Source organism: Tangfeifania diversioriginum (assembly GCF_900141875.1).
Lineage (GTDB): Bacteria > Bacteroidota > Bacteroidia > Bacteroidales > Prolixibacteraceae > Tangfeifania > Tangfeifania diversioriginum.
The window spans coordinates 28,537-47,448 of sequence record NZ_FQZE01000022.1 but is presented as its reverse complement, the minus strand read 5'-3'; the positions used below and the strand labels follow the sequence as shown (position 1 = coordinate 47,448).

The following is an 18,912-nucleotide window of genomic DNA, read 5'->3' as shown; positions in this document are numbered from 1 at the left end:
TTAGAAAAATGAAACAAGTTTTGGCACACACGAAAATCGCAAAAAATTATAGCTTTGTCGCGCAAATGAAGAAAAATATGAAATTCAAAAATAATATTCTGCTTGCATTGGTTTTAATTGTAGCTGCTTGTGGAGGTCCGAAAAATTTAACGCAGTATAAACAAAATGCCGAACAAGCCATTTCTGAAGGAAATTACGCCCAGGCAGTTGAGAATTGGAAAACCTATTTTAACGGGCAAAATGAAGCTGAAAATGAAATTACAGGTGCTGAATATGCCGAGGCAGCGAAGACAGCTTTCAAGGCTGATATGACCAATCAGTCAGTGGATTGGTTCGATGAGGCAAGGTGGGCAGGTTATGCTGATGAAGAGATGTACACCACGCTTGCAGAAATTTTTAAGGGCATGGACAACCTGTCGAAAGAATTGACCGCGCTGGAATATTACTACGGTAATTTCAGCAAAGATAATCCGGAAGTAAACAGTCGGCTTTTTTCTATTTACGATGAAATTGATCAGGATGAAAAAGCCCTGGCTGTTTGGGAAAAACTGCCCCTGGAAAAGCAGCGTGAAAGGGAAAATATTGAAAAATTTTTCGATATAAATAAAAAGCTTGAAAACGAGGAAATTGTTGATTCGGTGAGCAGTGAGTTGCTGGAGATTAATCCTGACCACACCGGTGCGCTCGAATGGGAAGCCATGAAATATTACTGGAGAGCTGAAAATCGCTACCAGCGCGAAATGGAAAAATATAACAACAACAAAACCCGCAGCCAATACCGCATTTTACTTGATGAACTCGATAAAGTAACTGCCGATTTTAAAGTGGCACTTTCTTATTTTGAAAAACTGTGGGAGCAAAATCCCGGAGAAAAATATGCACCCTACATGGCCAATATTTACGCCCGGTTTAACGACGAACAGAAAGCCAGTTATTACAGGAAATTTGTTGAATGAAATTTAAAGTAATAGTCTCACTCAAAGTGAGGCTATTACTAAAATTTGTCTCTAATCCGCCTCCCGCTGGAAAAACACAAACCCATTTTTCCGTCCAATTTCTTTCACATCCTCATATTTTTTCAGGTTGTGTGCCCGGTGAATTTTGGTGACAAAACAGACGTCTTTGTCGATGTCGCCGGTGAGCAGCCAGTCGGTGTCGTAAAAGTTGGGGTTTTCAGGAGGCTGCGTTTCGCCATAAAAATAGGTGGCGTACGATTTGAAATAGAGGTTTTTCAGATAAATATCTTGCCCGGCTTTCGATTTGAAGAATTCAATCAGTGCGTTTTGCGAATATTTTTCGATTCGGGGAACAAAAACGAGAATGACCGACAAGGTGAAGAGGAGCGTAGTTCCCCATAAAAATACAGCTCGCTTTAGCGGGTTATTCTTTTTAATCAGCGAGAAAATTAAAATCATTGCGATTAGAAAAAGCACGCCCGGCAAGAATTCAAATCCGGTCCAGTTGGCTTCAGCTTTCAGGTTTTCCACTGCAAAAGCATCTTTAATCAGGTCTTTTTCTATGATAATATTTTTGTATTTTTCCACAAACTGTAATGCGATAACCGGCAGCGCAATTAACGATGCAATAAAAATGGTGAGTGCCGACATCCATTTGCTCCACCTGAATTTTTTTTCCCATGCCCCGTAAATAAAAGCCGCAGCCAGAAAACTTATTGGGAAATAGGCCAGTGATGAATAGTGCACAATTTTGGTTTTTACTATGGAAAAAAGGATGAGGACTACCCAAAACAGGATAATCATCCATTTTTTCAGCAACCGGTAAAATACGTCCTTGCTGTTTTCTTTCTGAAAGGCTTTCATGGCAAGAATGGATGATGGAAACACGCCGAAAAGCAGCACCACAAAATGGTAGCCAAAAAATCCTCCATGGCCGGCATCCTGTGTTTGAAACAACCGTACCTGGTAAACAATGAACTCTTTTACGGTATTGAAATGACCGTTTAAAATTTGCAAAATAAACCACGAACCGCCGACCAGAGCAAGCACTAAAAAGTAAATCAATACATCTTTCATCCTTACTTTCAGTTTGAACTTCTCCCAGGCTAAAAATACGGCGCCAGTTAATGCAATCAGTAAAAAACCAACCGGCCCTTTCGTGAGAATGGCAAGACCGGCAAATGCTGCAGAAAATACCACGTTCCGGATTTTATTCTTATCCTCTGAATTGGTGAAAAGCATCAGAAAATAAACGCCGAGAAAAATAAACAGGTTGAACCACGGATCGATAATTCCTGATTTGAAATAGAAAAAGGGAAGGACCGAGCCTGCATAAGCCAGCACCCAAAGCAAGCCAAACAGGTTGTTTTTTGTTTTGCGGCCAATGCTGAAAAGCACCAGCAACGTAACTATTCCGCAAAGGGCATTTGGAAAACGGGCGGCAAATTCGTTGATGCCAAATAGTTTCATGGAAAGCACCTGCATCCAGATGAAAAGTGGCGGTTTTTCCCAGAACGGTTGAAAATTGATTTGAACTGTCAGGTAATCGCCGGTTACAATCATTTCGCGGGCAGCTTCGGCAAAATTGATTTCGTCCCAGTCGAAAAGATGCACGCCACCTAAAAAAGGCACAAAAAGCAAACCCGTAGTCAATACAATCAGGAACTGAATGGTGAGGGGATGGGTTTTATTTAATTTTTCAATCATGCCTGCGAAATTTTTTTGGGAGAGCTGAGCTATCAAGCCAGGCTTTTTGCCAGTGACTTACCCACCAAAAAACAAGGAGCATTACAGTTACAGCCAGAATAGATCCGGCAGTTATGTCAATTAAAAAGTGTTGCGAAATGTAAACGCGAGAGTAGGCTACCGTTACTGCAACCATAAACAGGAAAAATTTGAGGGTGTTGTTTTTTACAATCAACGCCAAAAAGAAAAACACGCTAAAAGCAGTTGCGGTATGGCCTGACGGAAAACTTTGTTCGCTGTGCAGTTTTACTCCTTCAACCAAATGGAGCTGTGCTTTTTCTACTATTTCAAAATAGCTTGACGGGCGGTAAACGTCTTTTAAAAGCACCCATTTAAAAAGATTTACAATGGCTGAAGCAATTGAACTGCCAATGAGAAAAGCAAATGCAAACCGAAACCGGACAAACAGCAATAGGATAAAAGCAATGGCAACAACTGCTCCGTTGCCCAACGAGGTGGCATGCCTGAAAAAACTATCGAAAAATGGAGAATTTGCCTGGTTCAACAGGAGGTGGAGATCGGCCTTGCTGTAGCTGATTAACAGTATGAAACAAGCTGTTAAGAATACCAAAAAAGGAACCAGGAAAAACTTGTTTTCAGCAAGTATTTTCTTCATACTAATATTTGCTTTTTGTCTTCAAAAGTCTGCAAAAAAACCGGAACCTCCAATTTTAATTATTCACCAAGTTTGTAAATCCGTTCCATGAGCTGCCATTTTTCATCGGCACTTGCATCGGACGATGTTTTTTGAAACTGCGAAACATATTTTTCCCACTCGGCCTGCCGGGGTTTTTGTGCCAGTTCTTTCATGGCTTTCTCGTGGTCAAAATCCGGGACGGTGTCCATAATCATAAAAAGTTGGTTGCTGAGGAGGTAGATTTCCATATCCACGATTCCCACTTCGCGCATTCCCTGTGAAATTTCGGGCCAGGCAGCGCCGGGTGCATGTACTTTTTTGTATTCTTCAATCAATCGGGGATCATCTTCCAGTTTCAATGTTTTGCAATAGCGTTTGTAGTTTTTCATTGTATTTCTGTTTAGTATTTGATTTTGATTTTTAATGTACCTTCAATTTTTTCTTCGGAAGGAAAAATAATGTATCCGCCGCCACTTCCCGAGGTAATAGCGCCGGAATAATTCGGAAAATATTTTTCTTCCATTTCATCCATCACCCAGTCGGGAACGGTGTGCGGCAACAATTCGTGCCAGCAGAGAAATGTCTCTTTCATGGCCTCACCGAGTTGGTTGACATTTTTTTTCAGAATAGCATCGTAACAGGCTTTCCCTGATTCTCCCAATCGTTTGATTAAGGCTGGGGTGAGTTTTTTTTGCTGAATGGGATTGTATCCTTTTGGCCGGGGTGCGAGCGGTGCAAAATTTAGTACTTCCGACAGCCATTCGCAGGTTTCGCGGTCGGTAGTGTTTTCGATGTGAGCGGGCCAGAAACTGCCGTTATAGTCGAGGCGCGAAATACCCGGAACGAGTAATCCAATCTGATCCTGCGAACCTGAAATGTATTCCGAACCCGGAGGATTTTCGGCACCAAAAAGCAGTTGCGCATTGCGCAGCGGGTCGCCATCGGGAAGTTGGTCGCCCCATAATTCGATGCCCACTTTTCGCGAACTGGTGGCCATGCCCGAGCGGTCGTTAAAATCGATGATGGGACAAACCTGTGCCACCACCACCGAACCCGGATGTTTTTCAGAAACCCAGGGTTGATCCATCCAGCCACCGGCCAGGCAAACCCGGTAGGGGAATTGCAACTCTTTTTTGGAACCGGAACTTGAACGTTCGGGCAGTCCTTCTTCCGGAATGCGTTCCAAAACAACGAGCTTGACACCGTTCTCTTCGCACACCCTTTTTTTATCGGGAGTGTAGCCATCAGAATTCACCACAAAAATATCAGGACGCAATTTTTTCATATCTGGTTCAAAATCGAGCATTCCGGAGCCGGAGGCGATGTATGATTTTTCAACATACTTTATGGCATCTACCATGTACCTGCGCTCCTCCTGCGAAAAATAAGGTGCTTTTCCTTTCAATAGTTTGATGTTTTGGTCCTGTCCCACAAACACATGCAGTTCGCCGTATTTCGCGGCGGTTTTAAAAAATGCGATGTGCCCTGCGTGCAGCAGGTCGTAGCACCCGCTGACCATTACTTTTTTTTGAATCATATATTTTTATTGTTCGAATGACTCCATAAGAAATTCCAAATTTCAAAAGATAAATCTCAAATAAATTCCCCCGCAGGGATGCCTATGGCACAATAAAGAATATTAAAATTCAAAACATTTGGAAATATTCCGGGAAATATCAATTTCAAATTTCATTTCCCGGTTTGGTTTTTTTGTTTGAAATTTGATTATTGTTATTTGGACTCTTCTCCCTTTATCATCTGCTCTTTTATCCAGTCGTACGTTTTTTCCATTCCGTCTTTCAGCGGGTAGGAGGGAGCCCAGCCGAGGTATTGTTTTATTAGTGTATTGTCGCTGTTTCTGCCGCGCACACCTTTTGGGGCATCCAAATCGTAGGTGCGTTTCAGTTTGAAGCCGGCAATGTCTTCCACAATGTCCACCAACTGGTTGATGGAAACCATTTCGTCGCTGCCCAGGTTGATCGGCTCCTCGATGTCGCTGTACATAATTTTCAGGATGCCTTCCACACATTCGTCGATGTACATAAACGAACGGGTCTGTTCGCCGTCGCCCCAGATATTGATTTCATTTTTACCGAATAACTCGCTTTCAATCACTTTGCGACACATGGCGGCAGGCGCTTTTTCGCGGCCACCATCATACGTTCCAAACGGTCCGTAAACATTGTGAAAACGTGCTGCCCGTGTGGTAATTCCATAATCTTCTCTGAAATGCCTGCACATTCTTTCCGAGAACAGTTTTTCCCAGCCGTAACCATCTTCTGCCATTGCCGGGTAGGCATCTTCTTCTTTCAATCCGGGATTATCCGTGTCGGTTTGCTTTGTGGCATTGTACACACAAGCCGACGAGGCATAAAAGAAACGGGTAATTCCCAAATCGCGGGAAGCCATCAGCAGGTGAGTATTAATAAGTACACTCAGCATACAATCGGCTTTGTGGGTTTCAATAAATCCCATGCCGCCCATGTCGGCAGCCAGATTGAACACTTCGTTAAATCCATTTAAAGCCGTGTAACAGTTTTCTTTCAGGTTGAGATCGAGCACGAGATTATCCACATCGTCGTGTACCTGGTACCAGTCGGTTAATGGTTTTTTGTCCACTGCACGCACATGATGTCCCATGTCAGCCAGTTTCCGCGACAAGTGACCACCGATAAAACCACCTGCTCCTGCTACTACAATTCTTTTTTTCATCTTTTTAAATTTTTACTTTCCATACAAAGATGCTACATCTTTTGATGCTCTGCAAGCTGCTGTATGTGTGAATTTTGACGCAAAGGTTTCCGCAAAGCTTTGCGAAATAGAAAACATGTTGTGAAACACAAAATATTTACCTGGTTAAAATAAATCCACCATTCGGTTGATAAATATCAAAGAAATCCCCGTCCGGATCCAGGCTGTGTGAAAATACAAACTTTTACACCGTGGCTTTAGCCCGGTGGATGAGAAATTCATAATCGACTTACGGCTTTAGCCGTTAAAACCCTGAAAATTAATGGCTAAAGCCGACCTTCATTCTTCATGAAATCACCGGGTTAAAACCCGGTGCAAAAATCAACCCCATTTGATCCTATTTTCACACAGCCTAGGATCAGACGGGGATAATAAATATTGTTATATCTTTTCTTGTTTTGAAGATTTTCTTTTTTCCAGATTTTACTGATTCGTTAATTCGCCTTCAAGATAGATAGCTTTTGGAAAAATGATGTTGTTTTTGAGTTTTTTCAATGTCTTTATATTGCATTTTTAATCAATTAGTTGTAAATTGTATCAAGCTATCATGGCGCATGGGATATGTACATGGACTATTTCAATATCATTATTTATATTGAGATAAGCTTGAGCTTTAGAACTAATATAAAAGTAGTTAGAAAAGTACCTTATATAAGGTAATAAAATTTATTCGTGTTAGTATTTTTAAACTTTAATTTTTTAGTTATGTCATTGAGAGATGCTTTGCAAAGTCTAAACAGTGCAGTTCAAGACCTCACCTCACTTCACGTTCAAACATTTACTGGTGAACTAAAAACTGAAATAACAGGCGGGAAAAACTTTACAGAAATTCGTAATTTAATCAAGAAAGCAAAAACGGATGGAGAGATTGAATTGGTTGCAGAAACATTGGCACAATTTGATGGCGATTCGTACAATTTTGTTAAAAAAGATTTAAATGAAGCTCCAGAAGTTGCACTGGAAGTACATAGAGATGCAGTACAGTCAGGAATTGAAACAAGGCTCGGTCTCCTTGAACTTTTTAAAGATTTAATATAATCAATGTCTAATGGCTGATTCATTACCAAAATATACGTTTGGTAATCTGTCTGGCTCGCATCTTAATCAGCTAGGCCAGTTTGAACGAATTTTGAACGAAGCCAGCAATAAAGGAATTATCGCAAGAACTCCCTCAAATAAGGATGAAACATACGATATAAAAAGCCAGAAAGTCAGATTACAAACAATTGCAACAAGATTGTGGTTATTGGGCTATTTACCACGTAAAATTAATAAACACAAAATTGATAGGAAGCTGGATGATATAAAAGAAGCTGTTTTAAGGTTTCAGGAAGATTCAAACCTAGAGCAAGATTATTGGGTAGGCGACAAAACATGGTATGCTTTGGATGAATTAGTCAGTTTTGAGTCCGACCTTTCCAAAGAAAAATGGTTTGACAATGCTAAAATCAAACCGGAAGTAGAGAATGCATTTCATAGAGCCATTCAATTGAGGCTTTGGAGTTTGGGGCTCTACCGAAACAAACCAAACTACAAATTCAAATTATTGAATAAACAATCTTTAAGAAACTTTAAAAGCATCTTACAGATATTTCTAATTAGAAATGCCACGTTTAATGCTGACTTTAATTTTGAAACAATAAAAATACTATTTGATCAAGATTATCTTACTCACTGCATTTCTTCAAGAGCATCCGAAGGAAAAAATTCTTTTATGCTATTCCTTTCAGATCGAAATCAAGAAATCAAAAAAAGCCTGGCACAAAAATTTATTGTGAATTGTGCTAAAATAGAGTTATGGCTGTTGGGTTATGACGTAAGAATTGACGGGAAAAATGATTTTGAAATTTCAAGAGGAAGCGATTTATATTCTGCCTTATGTCATTATCATGAACATTTTGGTAATATGAGCAGACAAAAAGCGGAATCTTTTGCAGAAAGAATTACACCAAAATTATTTACGGGAATTGAAGAAGCGAACTCGATTAAGGATACTGACAAGATTGAAGATGCAAGCGAAGAAATTAGTAAAGAATTCCAGTCAACAATTGATATTGACAATGCCTGGTCGTACATAAAAGAAAAAGGTACTAGATTATGGGATGGGTTGAAAAGAATATGGAGGTGGTTTAAGAAAATTGGAAGGAAAGTAATTTCATTTATCAAAGAAAATGTTTTCAGAGCGTTTTTCAGATATGTTTCGAAAGCATATAAGATAATTTCGGCGGGGATATTAAAAGTCATAAAGTCCATAGGAATATACCTGAAAGGTGGATTACAGCTTACTAATATTCATATGATTTATTCCGGAGATATGGATGCTACAGTATTTATTTCTAACAATATTAGTGAAGTGGACGCAATTTCTGGTATAAACAATCTAATGAATCATTCCAAAGCTTTTCGGGTAGCTTGCAAAATTGTGTCTTTTATTTTTAACATCTTCAAAAACATTTCAATAGCATTTATTGGGTGGGCAAAACTTTTATACTCCCTTGTCAAGGGTTATAGTGATTTGAAAATTTTATATCATGACTTTAAAGCCTTGGCAGCGGATGTGAAATGACGATTAGTAATTTTAAACTAATGCTTTATAAATAAAAGATGAAGGATAGTCAGAAAAAAAGAATATTCAATACCCTGCTGAATTACAAATTCAAGTATTTTGTTTTGAATTATATATCAGCAAGGTTTTTTAAAATAGACAGGAACTTGAATGTTTTTTTAGCATTTGCAGCATCAGGTAGTGTAGCCACTTGGATAATTTGGGAAAAACTACCCATTTTGTGGGCAGGAATAATTGTTGCTTCCCAGATTGTCAATGTAGTTAAGCCTTTCTTTCCGTATTCAAAATATGCAAAACAAATCAATGAAAAGCAGAATCAACTGAAAGGAGTACTTCTCAACTTTGAGATCTTGTGGAACAAAATTCAAAATAATAAAGTGGATGATGATAAAGCGATGACTGACTTTTTCCAACTTAAAAAAGATATAGAAAAAATATTGACCTTCCCTTATGATACTGTGTTTTCTGTTAACAAGAACATTAAGCACAAAGCAAACTTAAAAATGAAATATTATTTGAAAAGAAACTATGACATTGAAGTAGAAGTAAATTAGAAATCATGAGTAAAGTTAGAGAATTTGGAAATGAATCAGAAAAAAAAATAAATTCTGATGAACTGGATAGGGAATTTGAGAAAATGGAAAAAGAACTTATTGATATCCCAGAGGATTTTGAACTCGACTTGCCAAAGACTTATTTAGACCTACCCGATTTTGAATTGGATGTAGATTTACCGGGTAAGAAAAAGCACCTAAAACGTTGATTTTAAGTGCTTTTGATTTTTTTTTGATTCCTTTTGAATTCAAAAACGTGCCCAGTAAAGGACTCGAACCTTCACGTCCAAGAGGACACTAGTCCCTGAAACTAGCGCGTCTACCAATTCCGCCAACTGGGCTTTTGTAAAGAACGTTCTCCATTCCGGAAATCGAGGTGCAAATATATAAAAAATTACGTCTGCCCGTGAAAATTTAGTTCAATCATTTTGGGGAAAATTTTAATTCTGAACAGGATGTAGCAGACGTAGTTCATTTTAAGCTTATTGCCGGAAATTACAGCATTCTCATTTGTTCCCCGATTGTCATTTTTTCGCAATACCGGCACCTTAGGGTAACGGGCGAAGTAGAGAGGACTTTAAAGCAAGTGGTAACTTTTTCGTTGTTTGTTATGCATTTCGGGTTAAAACATTTTACAATGCCTTTAATAATTTCAGGTGCCTTTACAATTTTTTTCTCCACCACTTCGTAGTCTCTTATAATGTTGAGTTTGGCATCGGGTGCTATCAGGGCAATTTTATTGATTTCGTCGTTTTCAAAAAACTTGTCGGAAACTTTAATGATGGCCTTGCTACCCAGTTTCTGGCTTTCGAGGTTGGTGCCAAAGGTAATCTGGTTTTCAATTTTATCGAGGCCGAGGATGGTTATTACCTTGAATAAATTTTGGGCCGGGATGTGGTCGATTACCGTGCCTTCTTTAATTGCACTTACTTTAAGTTTCAGCTTCTTTTTTGTTGTATCGTTACTCATGGCTTGCTTATTTAAGGTTCATAATGTGTGTGATAATGGCTTCGCGGGTGTACATTCCGTTTAAAGCCTGTGTGAAATAGTAGGCTTTTTCGTTTTTGTCCACATCTGTATGAATTTCGTTGACCCGTGGCAGCGGATGAAGAATCTTCATGTTGGGCTTGGTATTTTCGAGCATCGAATTGCGGAGGATGTAAATATTTTTCACCTGCTCATATTCCATGGGATCTGAAAAGCGCTCTTTTTGCACGCGGGTCATATAAATAATGTCGGCTTCGCTGATGATGTCGGTAAATTCGCGATGTTCAAAATACCGGATATCATTTTCCCTGAGGAACATTTTATACTCTTCGGGCATTTGCAACTCTGCCGGGGCAATAAAGTTGAAAATCGGGGTGTCGAACTGCGACATGGCCATAAGCAACGAATGCACGGTGCGGCCGTATTTCAGGTCGCCAACCATAAAAATGTTGAGGTTATCGAACGTTCCCTGTGTTTTTAAAATGGAATACATGTCGAGCAGGGTTTGCGTGGGGTGCTGATTGGCCCCGTCGCCTGCATTGATGATCGGTACGGGTGAAACCTCGGCGGCATAACGTGCCGCTCCTTCCAGCGGATGGCGCATTACAATCAAATCGGCATAGTTGCTTACCATTTTTATGGTATCGTGCAGCGTTTCACCTTTGGTGGAACTTGAATTTTGTGGATCGGCAAAACCGACAATTTTACCGCCGAGGCGGTTAATTGCGGTTTCAAAACTTAACCGGGTACGGGTTGATGGCTCAAAAAAAAGGGATGCAACCACTTTCCCTTTTAACAGATCCTGGTTCGGGTTCTTTTCGAACTCAGCAGCCAGGTCCATAATTTTCAGGTATTCTTCCTTCGAATAGTCTGTAATTGAAATTAAATCTCGCTTCATATTCTTATAAATTGATGGTCATAAATTTCTGTTTCAAAAAAAAGCCAATATTTCAAAAAAATAAAATATTGGCTTTTCGTTTGTTGAAAAAGTAAAATCACCTTTTCTTTAAAACCTGTTTTAATCCGGTTATGTAAAAAAACGATAAAATGCCGGGGATGATAAATGCTTGCCGGGTAAAATTGCACCCTGCAGATTTGTTGATGACTGATAATTTGGCATTTCATCATAAAACTCAAAATTAAAATGAAATAAGCAGATTACCTGCGAACTGAATGAACTTTTTTCAGCTTTTTATTAACAGCTCAGCCAATTTGTTCAATCTCTGCTCCATAATAATTTTGAAATTTTTTTTCGATTCTTCCGGCTTCCGATTTTCGCACGGTGAAAAACAGATCGCATTCAATTTCGAACTGTGTGTCAACAATATTCAGATTTTCCTGCTTTATTATCTGCATCACATCGTTCATGTGCGGATAGGTAAAATGAAGTTTGAATTTTACTTTGATGGTTTTGGTAACAATCCGGGCGCTGCTGAGGGCATCGGCAGCAGCAGTTTTGTAAGCATTTATAAGTCCGCTTGTGCCGAGCAGCGTTCCGCCAAAGTAGCGTACTACCACAATAAAAACGTTGGTGACATCAAAACTTTGCAACTGCCCCAGGATAGGCCGTCCGGCTGTTGAGGAAGGTTCCCCGTCGTCGTTGGCCCGCCAGGTGATTTCTTCTGTTCCCAGTCGCCAGGCATAACAGTGGTGACGCGCGTTATGGTGTTCCTTTTTTATTTCTGTAAGAATTTCCTTTATCTCGTCTTCGTTGCTCACCGGGCAGGCATAGGCAATAAATTTACTCCCTTTGTCTTTGAAGTAACCTTCGCTTTTGGCCGCTATGGTTTTATAGGTATCTTCCATTACAGTAAAATATACAAACTTAAAATAGCCAGCACAATTCCGGCAATATTTAACCGGTTCAGTTTTTCTTTAAAAATAAAAAAACCGAGCAATGCCGAAAGCGCTACAACCATCATGTTGTTGAGTGCAAAAACCAGCGAGCTTTCCAGGTTACTTCGGTTGAGCGCCTGCAGTATAAAATAAAGCGAACCAAAATTAGCCATCCCGAGCAAAGCACCTAAAAGCAGAGTTGGAGTGTGCAGGGTTGGTTTCCGGTTTATACTTTTGGAAAAAGTGATTAGTACGCCGAAAATGAAAGCTGTAAAAAATACAAATGAAGAATAGGCTGCCGATAGCTGGTCGTTTATTTGCAGGGCCTGAACGTATTTTATAAATGAATCGATAAAACCACTGCCCAGAAAAATGGCAATGGGTAAAACAAAATAAAAGCGATTGGTTTTTTTGATGTCTTTTTTGTAGAGTGTCAGCAGAACGGCGGCAAATGCTCCGGCAATTCCAAAATATTTTAACGTGGTAATTTGCTCGTTGAACCAGAACAGCGAAAAGAAAACCGGAAATACCAGCGACAGTTTATTGGCCAGCGTGGTGACGGTTATTCCTGCTTTTTGCGACGAAGTGCCTATCAGGAAAAACATGAGAATGTACATTATCCCCAGTATTACTCCATAAGGCAGCCAGTGGTTATTTTCAAAAAAAGGCTGAATATTGAAACGAAGCAGAAACCCAAAGCCCAGAACTGTTGCCACGAGGTAATTCATGGTTATCAGGGCATTCAGTTTGCAGTTGTAATTTTTTGCCCATCTGAAAATGACATAAATTGCAGCTGAAGATATGATGCTTGCTAACAGATAAATCATGTAGGATGGATTAAAAAAGGCAGGAATTTTGGTTCCTGCCCGGTTGGTTACATCGTTAATTTCTTTTCGATATCTTCAACGTATTGCCGGAAATTTTTGTCGGTATCTTTTAGGTTATTTACCGTTTTGCAGGCGTGCAGCACGGTGGCGTGGTCTTTATTTCCTATTTGCGCACCAATACTTGCCAGCGAATATTTGGTAAGACTTTTTGAAAAGAACATGGTGATTTGCCTGGCCTGTACAATTTCACGTTTACGTGTTTTGGTCTGCAGCGACTCCACCGGCATATTAAAGTAATCGCACACTACTTTCGAAATGTATTCAATTGACAGTTCCCTGTGTGAATTCTTTACCAGTTTGTTGATCAGTTTGGCAGTAAGGTCGATCGTAATCTCGCGTTTGTTCAGCATCGACTGGGCCAGTAGCGAAACAAGTGCTCCTTCCAGTTCGCGCACATTATTATTTACGTGCGAGGCAATGTATTCAAGCACTTCGTCGGATAACGAAATGCCGTCGTTGTAAACTTTCCGGCGCAGGATTTCCATCCGGGTTTCAAAATCGGGTGTTTGCAGGTCGGCTGTGAGCCCCCATTTAAACCGCGACAAAAGCCGTTGTTCCATGCCTTTCAGCTCAATGGGCGGTTTATCCGAGGTTAAAATGAGTTGTTTTCCGGTTTGGTGCAGGTGGTTGAAAATATGGAAAAAGGTTTCCTGCGTTTTTTCTTTGCCGGCAAATTCGTGCACGTCGTCCAGGATCAGTACGTCAATCATCTGGTAGAAATGCAGGAAATCGTTCCGGTTGTTGTTGCGCGTTGCTTCGGTAAATTGGGTTTGAAATTTATTGGCATTTACATAAAGCACCACTTTGTCCGGCATATTTTCTTTTACTTCAATGCCAATGGCTTGCCCCAGGTGTGTCTTGCCTAGCCCTGAGTTTCCGTAAATCATTAACGGGTTGAAAGCGGTTCCGCCGGGATTACGGGCAACAGCATAGCCTGCGCTTCGTGCCAGCCGGTTGCAGTCGCCTTCAATAAAATTATCAAATGTATTATCGGCTTTGAGCTGCGGGTCAATCTGCAGTTTCTGTATGCCGGGAATTATAAACGGATTTTTTATGGATTTTTTTTCATCTGCTTTCAGCGGAATATTTAACGGCTGGTTTTGAATTTTTGAGTTGTTGTTGGTTGGATAGCTTACAGTATAGGGTGAGCCATTTGTTTGTGTGTCGCCACCCATTACTACATTATACTCCAGCTTGGCACCGGTGCCTAAAACCATGCGCAGTGTTTTTCGAAGAATGTCAATAAACTGTTCTTCGAGATACTCATAAAAAAATGCACTGGGCACTTGAATCGTTAGTACTTTGTTGTCGAGTTTGACGGGTACTATTGGTTCAAACCAAGTTTTAAAACTGCTGCCTGGCACATTATCTCTGATAATGTTGAGGCATTTTTCCCAGGCCGAAATATGTTCCTTACTCATTTAATCTGGTTGGATTTTTGAGGTTCTACAAAAAATTCCCTTTTAATTCCCGAAAGCAAAATTTGCTAAAAAAAAGTTTAAAAAAAAATGGATTTGGGCTTGACTTTTTCGGAAATGTTTTATCGGTTTCTATTTGAGGGGATTAAAAGTTGAATATTTTTTAAAATTAATAATCTGTTGATATCCAATTGATTGTGTTTAACATTTTGATAGTTAGCAGGCTATCTGGTTGGTAGTGATCGGGTTTTAACTTGTATTTACAAGTATATTAACGCTCCGTTGTTTATTTCTTTAATGATTTTAGTGCTTTTTCTAATTTTATCAACCGTCCGTTTTTGAATGCGACAATGGTTGCATCCGGAAATTTGTCTGTAGCCTTAACATGCAATTCTGCTATTTCGGCATACGAATGTGATTCACCAGCAAGATAAGAATAAGCTCCACTGGCTTCGTACTCTTCAATTGGGCCAAGTCCTTTAAAATGGTCAGCATCGAGCGGAATTTTATTTTCACTTGAAACAAGGTGTACTTTAAATACAATGTTTTCTTCTGCTGCATCTCCGCTGGCATTGATGTACACATTTTTACCCAGGTCGATGGCTGAAAACTGAAGGTAACGTTCCGGGTTTATCCTGATGTCTCTTATTAATGAACTCAAATCGGCAGAAAGCGTAGTAATGGAAGCATAGAGTTCGTCGTCGTTAAGGAGGAGGCCGGCTGAATTGTCGGTGCTTTCGAGTTTGGCAAGTACCGAATTGATTTTGTTTGAGGCTTCCAGTATATTTGTCAGCACAGGGGTAATTGGCATTTGGGCCAGTGTGTCGCTGAATTGGGCTATGTTTTGCAGGGTTTTTTCCAGCTCGGCAGTATTTCGGTTGAAAGCAGTGGTGATGCTGTCCATGTTCGTGATGATGTTTCCCACACTTTCTTTTTCAGTAGAAACAAAAACTTGCAAGTCGGAAGTAGTTTGTTCCAGGTTTTCGATGGTGCGGTTAATATTCTCAAAACTTTCAGAAAGGTTTTGGCGGGCATCTTCGTTGAAAATTACGGTTAAAATGGTTATGGCAGAGTCGATTGTGCTCAGTAATTCTTCGGCTTTATTTTTTATGGGCAGCACCTGCATGCTCACCTGTTCTTTTAAATCGCTTTCAATATCTCCTGGTATGGTGTCGTTGGGCTGGTAAAACTCATTTTCATCGGTCATGTTCAGTTTAATCGACCGGGTTCCCATCAAATCGCTGCTCACTATCTGAGCCACAGAGTTAACAGGTATTTTTATGTCCGAATCAATGGTGAAAGTTACCCGCAAATAGCTTCGGTTACCCTGTGTGAAGGCAATATTTTTCACCTGCCCGATTTTATACCCGCTGAGAATTACATCATTTGATTTCGAAAGCCCGTCAACACGTTCGTATATGACATGGTAGTCGTTTGATTTCTGAAAAATATCATTGCCTTTCAGATAGCTCAATCCCCATATTAAAATTGTGATGGATATCACTATCAAAATTCCCAGTTTCGTGTATTTTGAAATATTCATACTGTTTAATTTTTTCAAAAATATAGGGTAAAATTAGGCAATTCAATCAGGAATTACATTTTTCTGAAGGTGTTTTTCTCAGATATTAATTCATTGTTCTTTTGAGAAGGCGAAGAAGTGAATTGTTTTCAGACTTAAAATGGTATTTAAAATCCCCCGATTTTCATGAAAAAATATGTTAAAACACCTGTAATTTTTTCATTATTAATAATTTCAAATTTGAAAACCAAACAGTAAATTTTCCCCCTTGCTGTCCGGCTAATTGATTTACCGGCAAAAATAGAAATATTAAATTTATTTTGCATTTATTAGCGTTCAAGTAAAGGGCTTATTTTTATTTTTGCACGTCGTGCCATTAGGTGAAGCATTAAATTCAGAAAACATTTTGTATAAGATACTTTTTACATACCTGTTCGTATTTATTTCTCTGCTGGGTTTTTGTCAGAAAACGGAAAGTTTATCTCCTGTATTGGAAATTCCGCAATCTGACACCGTTTACAATCAGGCCGTTCAGGTTGACACATTGCAGGAAATGGGAGGGACAGTAATTGATACTACTGCAGCTGATTCTATTGTTGCTCCGGTAATAGAAGCTCCCATCGATTACAATGCCGAAGATTCAATTATCGTTTCTTTCGACGGGCAGAAGGTTTTTCTCTACAACAATTCCAAAGTTACTTATCAGCAAATCGAATTGTCGGCTTATTTCATCGAGCTCGATTTGGAAACCAAGGAAGTGTATGCTGAAGGTATCCAGGATTCCACCGGGGCCCTGGTGCAGAAACCAATTTTTAAAGATGGTAACGAGGAGTTTGAATCCAAAACACTGCGGTATAACTTTGAAACCGAAAAGGGGATTATTACCGAGGTGGTTACTGAGCAGGGCGATGGGTTTGTGCATAGCCAGCGAACCAAAAAGATTTCGAAAGATGCTTTTATTTTGAGAAAGGGCAAATACACTACCTGCGATGCCGACCATCCTCACTTTTACCTGCATCTAACCAAAGCGAAAGTAATATCAAATAACAAAATAATTACAGGCCCGGCCTATATGGTTTTGGAAGATTTCCCAATCTATTTTCCTATTCTTCCGTTTGGTTACTTTCCTAATGCACCAACTTATTCATCCGGAATACTGGTGCCGGCATACGGTGAAGAACAAAACCGCGGGTTCTTTTTGCGTGACGGGGGGTATTACTGGGCAGCCAGCGAATATTTCGATTTGGCGTTGCAGGGCGATATTTACTCCAAAGGTTCATGGGCTTCAAAATTAAATACCAATTACCGGAAACGCTACAAGTTTAGCGGGGGTATGAACCTGCAATACAGTGTAAATGTATTTGGCGAAAAAGGGCGGGAAGATTACCGGAGGACACCACAGTTTTCAGTGCGCTGGAACCACAGCCAGGATGCCAAAGCCAATCCGAACCAGACGTTTTCGGCCAGCGTGAATTTATCGTCAAGCGGTTATGAAAAATTAAATTCCTATTCGTCACGGGAATATCTGAGTACCCAAAAATCGTCGAGTGTTTCATTTACCAAGAAATTTGAAAATACACCATTTAATATGTCGGTTAACCTGCGGCATTCACAAAATTCACGGGACTCCACCATGTCGTTGTCGTTGCCCGAAATGACATTCAGCATGGGAAAAATTTACCCTTTCAGAAAAAAGAACCGCAGCGGGGCCATTAAATGGTACGAAAAGCTGGGGGTTAATTACAGCGGAAACCTCCGAAACTCGGTAACGGCCAAGCAATCGGAAATACTGAACCAATCGTTTACACGCGACTGGAAAAACGGGATACGGCACAATATTCCCATCGCATTGCCCAGTTTTAATTTATTTAACCACGTGAATTTCAGTCCGGGGTTCAGCTACAACGAAAAATGGTACTTTAAAAAATACGATTACACGTACAATGAAGGAGCTGATTATGATAATCCTTCAGGGGTCCCCAGTGCGGTGAAAGTTGACACTATTACCGGTCTGAACCGGGTTTACGACTATTCGTACAGTGTGAGCGCATCAACAAATATTTACGGGATGTTTTTGCCTCGCAACGCCAATTCGAAAGTGAAAGGTATCAGGCATAAAATGTCGCCTTCCATGAGCTTTAGTTACCGCCCCGATTTTGGTGCCGAGCGTTTTGGCTATTGGCAGAAAGTTATGGTGGACTCCACCATGCAGTATTTCGATGTTAATGCCGGCGGTATTTACGGCGGCTCGCCCGGTCGGGGAGCATCGGGCTCAGTTTCATTTTCATTGAATAACAATCTCGAAATGAAGGTGCTCGACACAAATGATACCACCAAAACCGAGGGCGAACAACAAACACGAAAGGTGAAAATTATTGACAACCTGAGTTTCGGGACTTCCTATAATTTAATTGCCGACTCGCTGAATCTTTCTCCAATTAGTATTCGTGCACGAACAACTGTTGCGGGAGTGAGCATCAACATGGGAGGTGTGCTGGACCCCTACATGGTAAACGATGATTACCAAAAAATTCATAAATATGTTTGGAACGAAAAGAGTGGACTGGCCAAACTGGGAAGGTTAACGCGTGCCAATCTCTCTTTTGGTATGAATTTCCGTTCGAAGAAAGGGGAGGAAGAAGCCGAACGGAATAAGGGGCTTGTGGAAGAGGAAAATATTTTACCCGGCGAGTATGAAGATTACGTGGATTTTAATATCCCGTGGGATTTTGGTTTCGATTACAGTTTTAACTATACCGGCCCCACCAGGGCAGCACCCGATGGCAGGTTCTCGCAAACAATCGGTGTGAGAGGAAATGTAAACCTGACCGAAAAATGGCGGATTAGCGCAAATACCAATTACGATATTATGGCCGGTGAATTTGCCCACACCACTTTCAATGTGAACCGCGATTTACACTGCTGGCAAATGTCATTCAGTTTTGTTCCATTTGGTTTCCGCAAAAGCTACAGCTTCACTATCAACGCCAAGTCTTCCATCCTGAAAGACCTGAAAATCCAGAAACGACAAAGTCATTACGATAATTTCTAA

At 40.2% G+C, this 18,912-nt stretch carries 17 protein-coding genes and 1 tRNA gene; 6 read left to right on the top strand and 12 right to left on the bottom strand.

The genetic code is table 11. From position 1 onward, the window contains the following. Window positions 1–77: 77 nt before the first annotated feature. Window positions 78–956, top strand: coding sequence for a hypothetical protein (locus BUC07_RS13885; protein ID WP_139279589.1), 879 nt, complete (start codon window positions 78–80; stop codon window positions 954–956). 51 nt (window positions 957–1,007) lie between these two features. Here the strand turns inward: BUC07_RS13885 and BUC07_RS13880 are convergent, their stop codons facing one another. The 5 genes from BUC07_RS13880 to BUC07_RS13860 form a co-directional block, all read right to left on the bottom strand. After that, entirely contained in the window at window positions 1,008–2,663 is a 1,656-nt protein-coding gene (locus BUC07_RS13880) for an ArnT family glycosyltransferase (protein WP_073170620.1), read from the bottom strand. Beyond that, window positions 2,656–3,318: a phosphatase PAP2 family protein gene (locus BUC07_RS13875; RefSeq protein WP_073170617.1), complete on the bottom strand. Its 663-nt coding sequence runs from the start codon at window positions 3,316–3,318 to the stop codon at window positions 2,656–2,658. The genes BUC07_RS13880 and BUC07_RS13875 overlap by 8 nt, the downstream gene beginning before the upstream one ends. Before the next feature lie 59 nt (window positions 3,319–3,377). Beyond that, window positions 3,378–3,728 carry an L-rhamnose mutarotase gene (locus BUC07_RS13870; RefSeq protein ID WP_073170614.1) on the bottom strand — a complete coding sequence of 117 codons (351 nt, stop codon included), beginning with the start codon at window positions 3,726–3,728 and terminating at the stop codon, window positions 3,378–3,380. A gap of 11 nt (window positions 3,729–3,739) precedes the next feature. Beyond that, on the bottom strand, window positions 3,740–4,876 hold the full coding sequence (locus tag BUC07_RS13865) for an FAD synthase family protein (protein ID WP_073170611.1): 1,137 nt from the start codon (window positions 4,874–4,876) through the stop codon (window positions 3,740–3,742). Window positions 4,877–5,070: 194 nt separating this feature from the next. Beyond that, on the bottom strand, window positions 5,071–6,051 hold the full coding sequence (locus BUC07_RS13860; protein ID WP_073170608.1) for an NAD-dependent epimerase/dehydratase family protein: 981 nt from the start codon (window positions 6,049–6,051) through the stop codon (window positions 5,071–5,073). A gap of 744 nt (window positions 6,052–6,795) precedes the next feature. Between BUC07_RS13860 and BUC07_RS13855 the strand changes: the two genes are divergently transcribed. Genes BUC07_RS13855 through BUC07_RS13840 form a run of 4 tightly spaced genes read left to right on the top strand, consistent with a single transcriptional unit; the run spans window position 6,796 to window position 9,419 of the window. Further along, a complete protein-coding gene (locus tag BUC07_RS13855; RefSeq protein ID WP_073170606.1) occupies window positions 6,796–7,128 on the top strand; it encodes a hypothetical protein in 333 nt (110 codons plus the stop codon). Between the two features lie 10 nt (window positions 7,129–7,138). Continuing rightward, window positions 7,139–8,656, top strand: coding sequence for a peptidoglycan-binding domain-containing protein (locus BUC07_RS13850; RefSeq protein ID WP_073170603.1), 1,518 nt, complete (start codon window positions 7,139–7,141; stop codon window positions 8,654–8,656). A 38-nt stretch (window positions 8,657–8,694) separates the two neighbouring features. Further along, a complete protein-coding gene (locus tag BUC07_RS13845) occupies window positions 8,695–9,210 on the top strand; it encodes a hypothetical protein (RefSeq protein ID WP_073170600.1) in 516 nt (171 codons plus the stop codon). Between the two features lie 5 nt (window positions 9,211–9,215). Further along, window positions 9,216–9,419 carry a hypothetical protein gene (locus BUC07_RS13840; protein ID WP_073170597.1) on the top strand — a complete coding sequence of 68 codons (204 nt, stop codon included), beginning with the start codon at window positions 9,216–9,218 and terminating at the stop codon, window positions 9,417–9,419. A gap of 48 nt (window positions 9,420–9,467) precedes the next feature. On the opposite strand, the gene BUC07_RS13835 is transcribed toward BUC07_RS13840, so the two are convergent. The 7 genes from BUC07_RS13835 to BUC07_RS13800 form a co-directional block, all read right to left on the bottom strand. Next, a tRNA-Leu gene (locus tag BUC07_RS13835) sits at window positions 9,468–9,551 on the bottom strand. A 154-nt stretch (window positions 9,552–9,705) separates the two neighbouring features. After that, complete coding sequence (pyrI, locus tag BUC07_RS13830) at window positions 9,706–10,179, bottom strand: aspartate carbamoyltransferase regulatory subunit (RefSeq protein WP_073170594.1); 474 nt, start codon at window positions 10,177–10,179, stop codon at window positions 9,706–9,708. Window positions 10,180–10,186: 7 nt separating this feature from the next. After that, a complete protein-coding gene (gene pyrB, locus BUC07_RS13825) occupies window positions 10,187–11,095 on the bottom strand; it encodes an aspartate carbamoyltransferase (protein WP_073170590.1) in 909 nt (302 codons plus the stop codon). 305 nt (window positions 11,096–11,400) lie between these two features. Continuing rightward, window positions 11,401–12,003, bottom strand: a complete 603-nt coding sequence (locus tag BUC07_RS13815; RefSeq protein WP_073170584.1) for an IMPACT family protein — start codon at window positions 12,001–12,003, stop codon at window positions 11,401–11,403. Continuing rightward, complete coding sequence (locus BUC07_RS13810; RefSeq protein WP_073170581.1) at window positions 12,003–12,860, bottom strand: DMT family transporter; 858 nt, start codon at window positions 12,858–12,860, stop codon at window positions 12,003–12,005. The genes BUC07_RS13815 and BUC07_RS13810 overlap by 1 nt, the downstream gene beginning before the upstream one ends. Window positions 12,861–12,907: 47 nt before the next feature. Continuing rightward, window positions 12,908–14,341, bottom strand: a complete 1,434-nt coding sequence (gene dnaA, locus BUC07_RS13805; protein WP_073170578.1) for a chromosomal replication initiator protein DnaA — start codon at window positions 14,339–14,341, stop codon at window positions 12,908–12,910. 283 nt (window positions 14,342–14,624) lie between these two features. Beyond that, window positions 14,625–15,881, bottom strand: a complete 1,257-nt coding sequence (locus tag BUC07_RS13800) for an MlaD family protein (protein ID WP_073170575.1) — start codon at window positions 15,879–15,881, stop codon at window positions 14,625–14,627. Window positions 15,882–16,266: 385 nt separating this feature from the next. On the opposite strand from BUC07_RS13800, the gene BUC07_RS13795 reads away from it, so the two are divergent. Continuing rightward, complete coding sequence (locus BUC07_RS13795) at window positions 16,267–18,912, top strand: putative LPS assembly protein LptD (RefSeq protein WP_139279588.1); 2,646 nt, start codon at window positions 16,267–16,269, stop codon at window positions 18,910–18,912.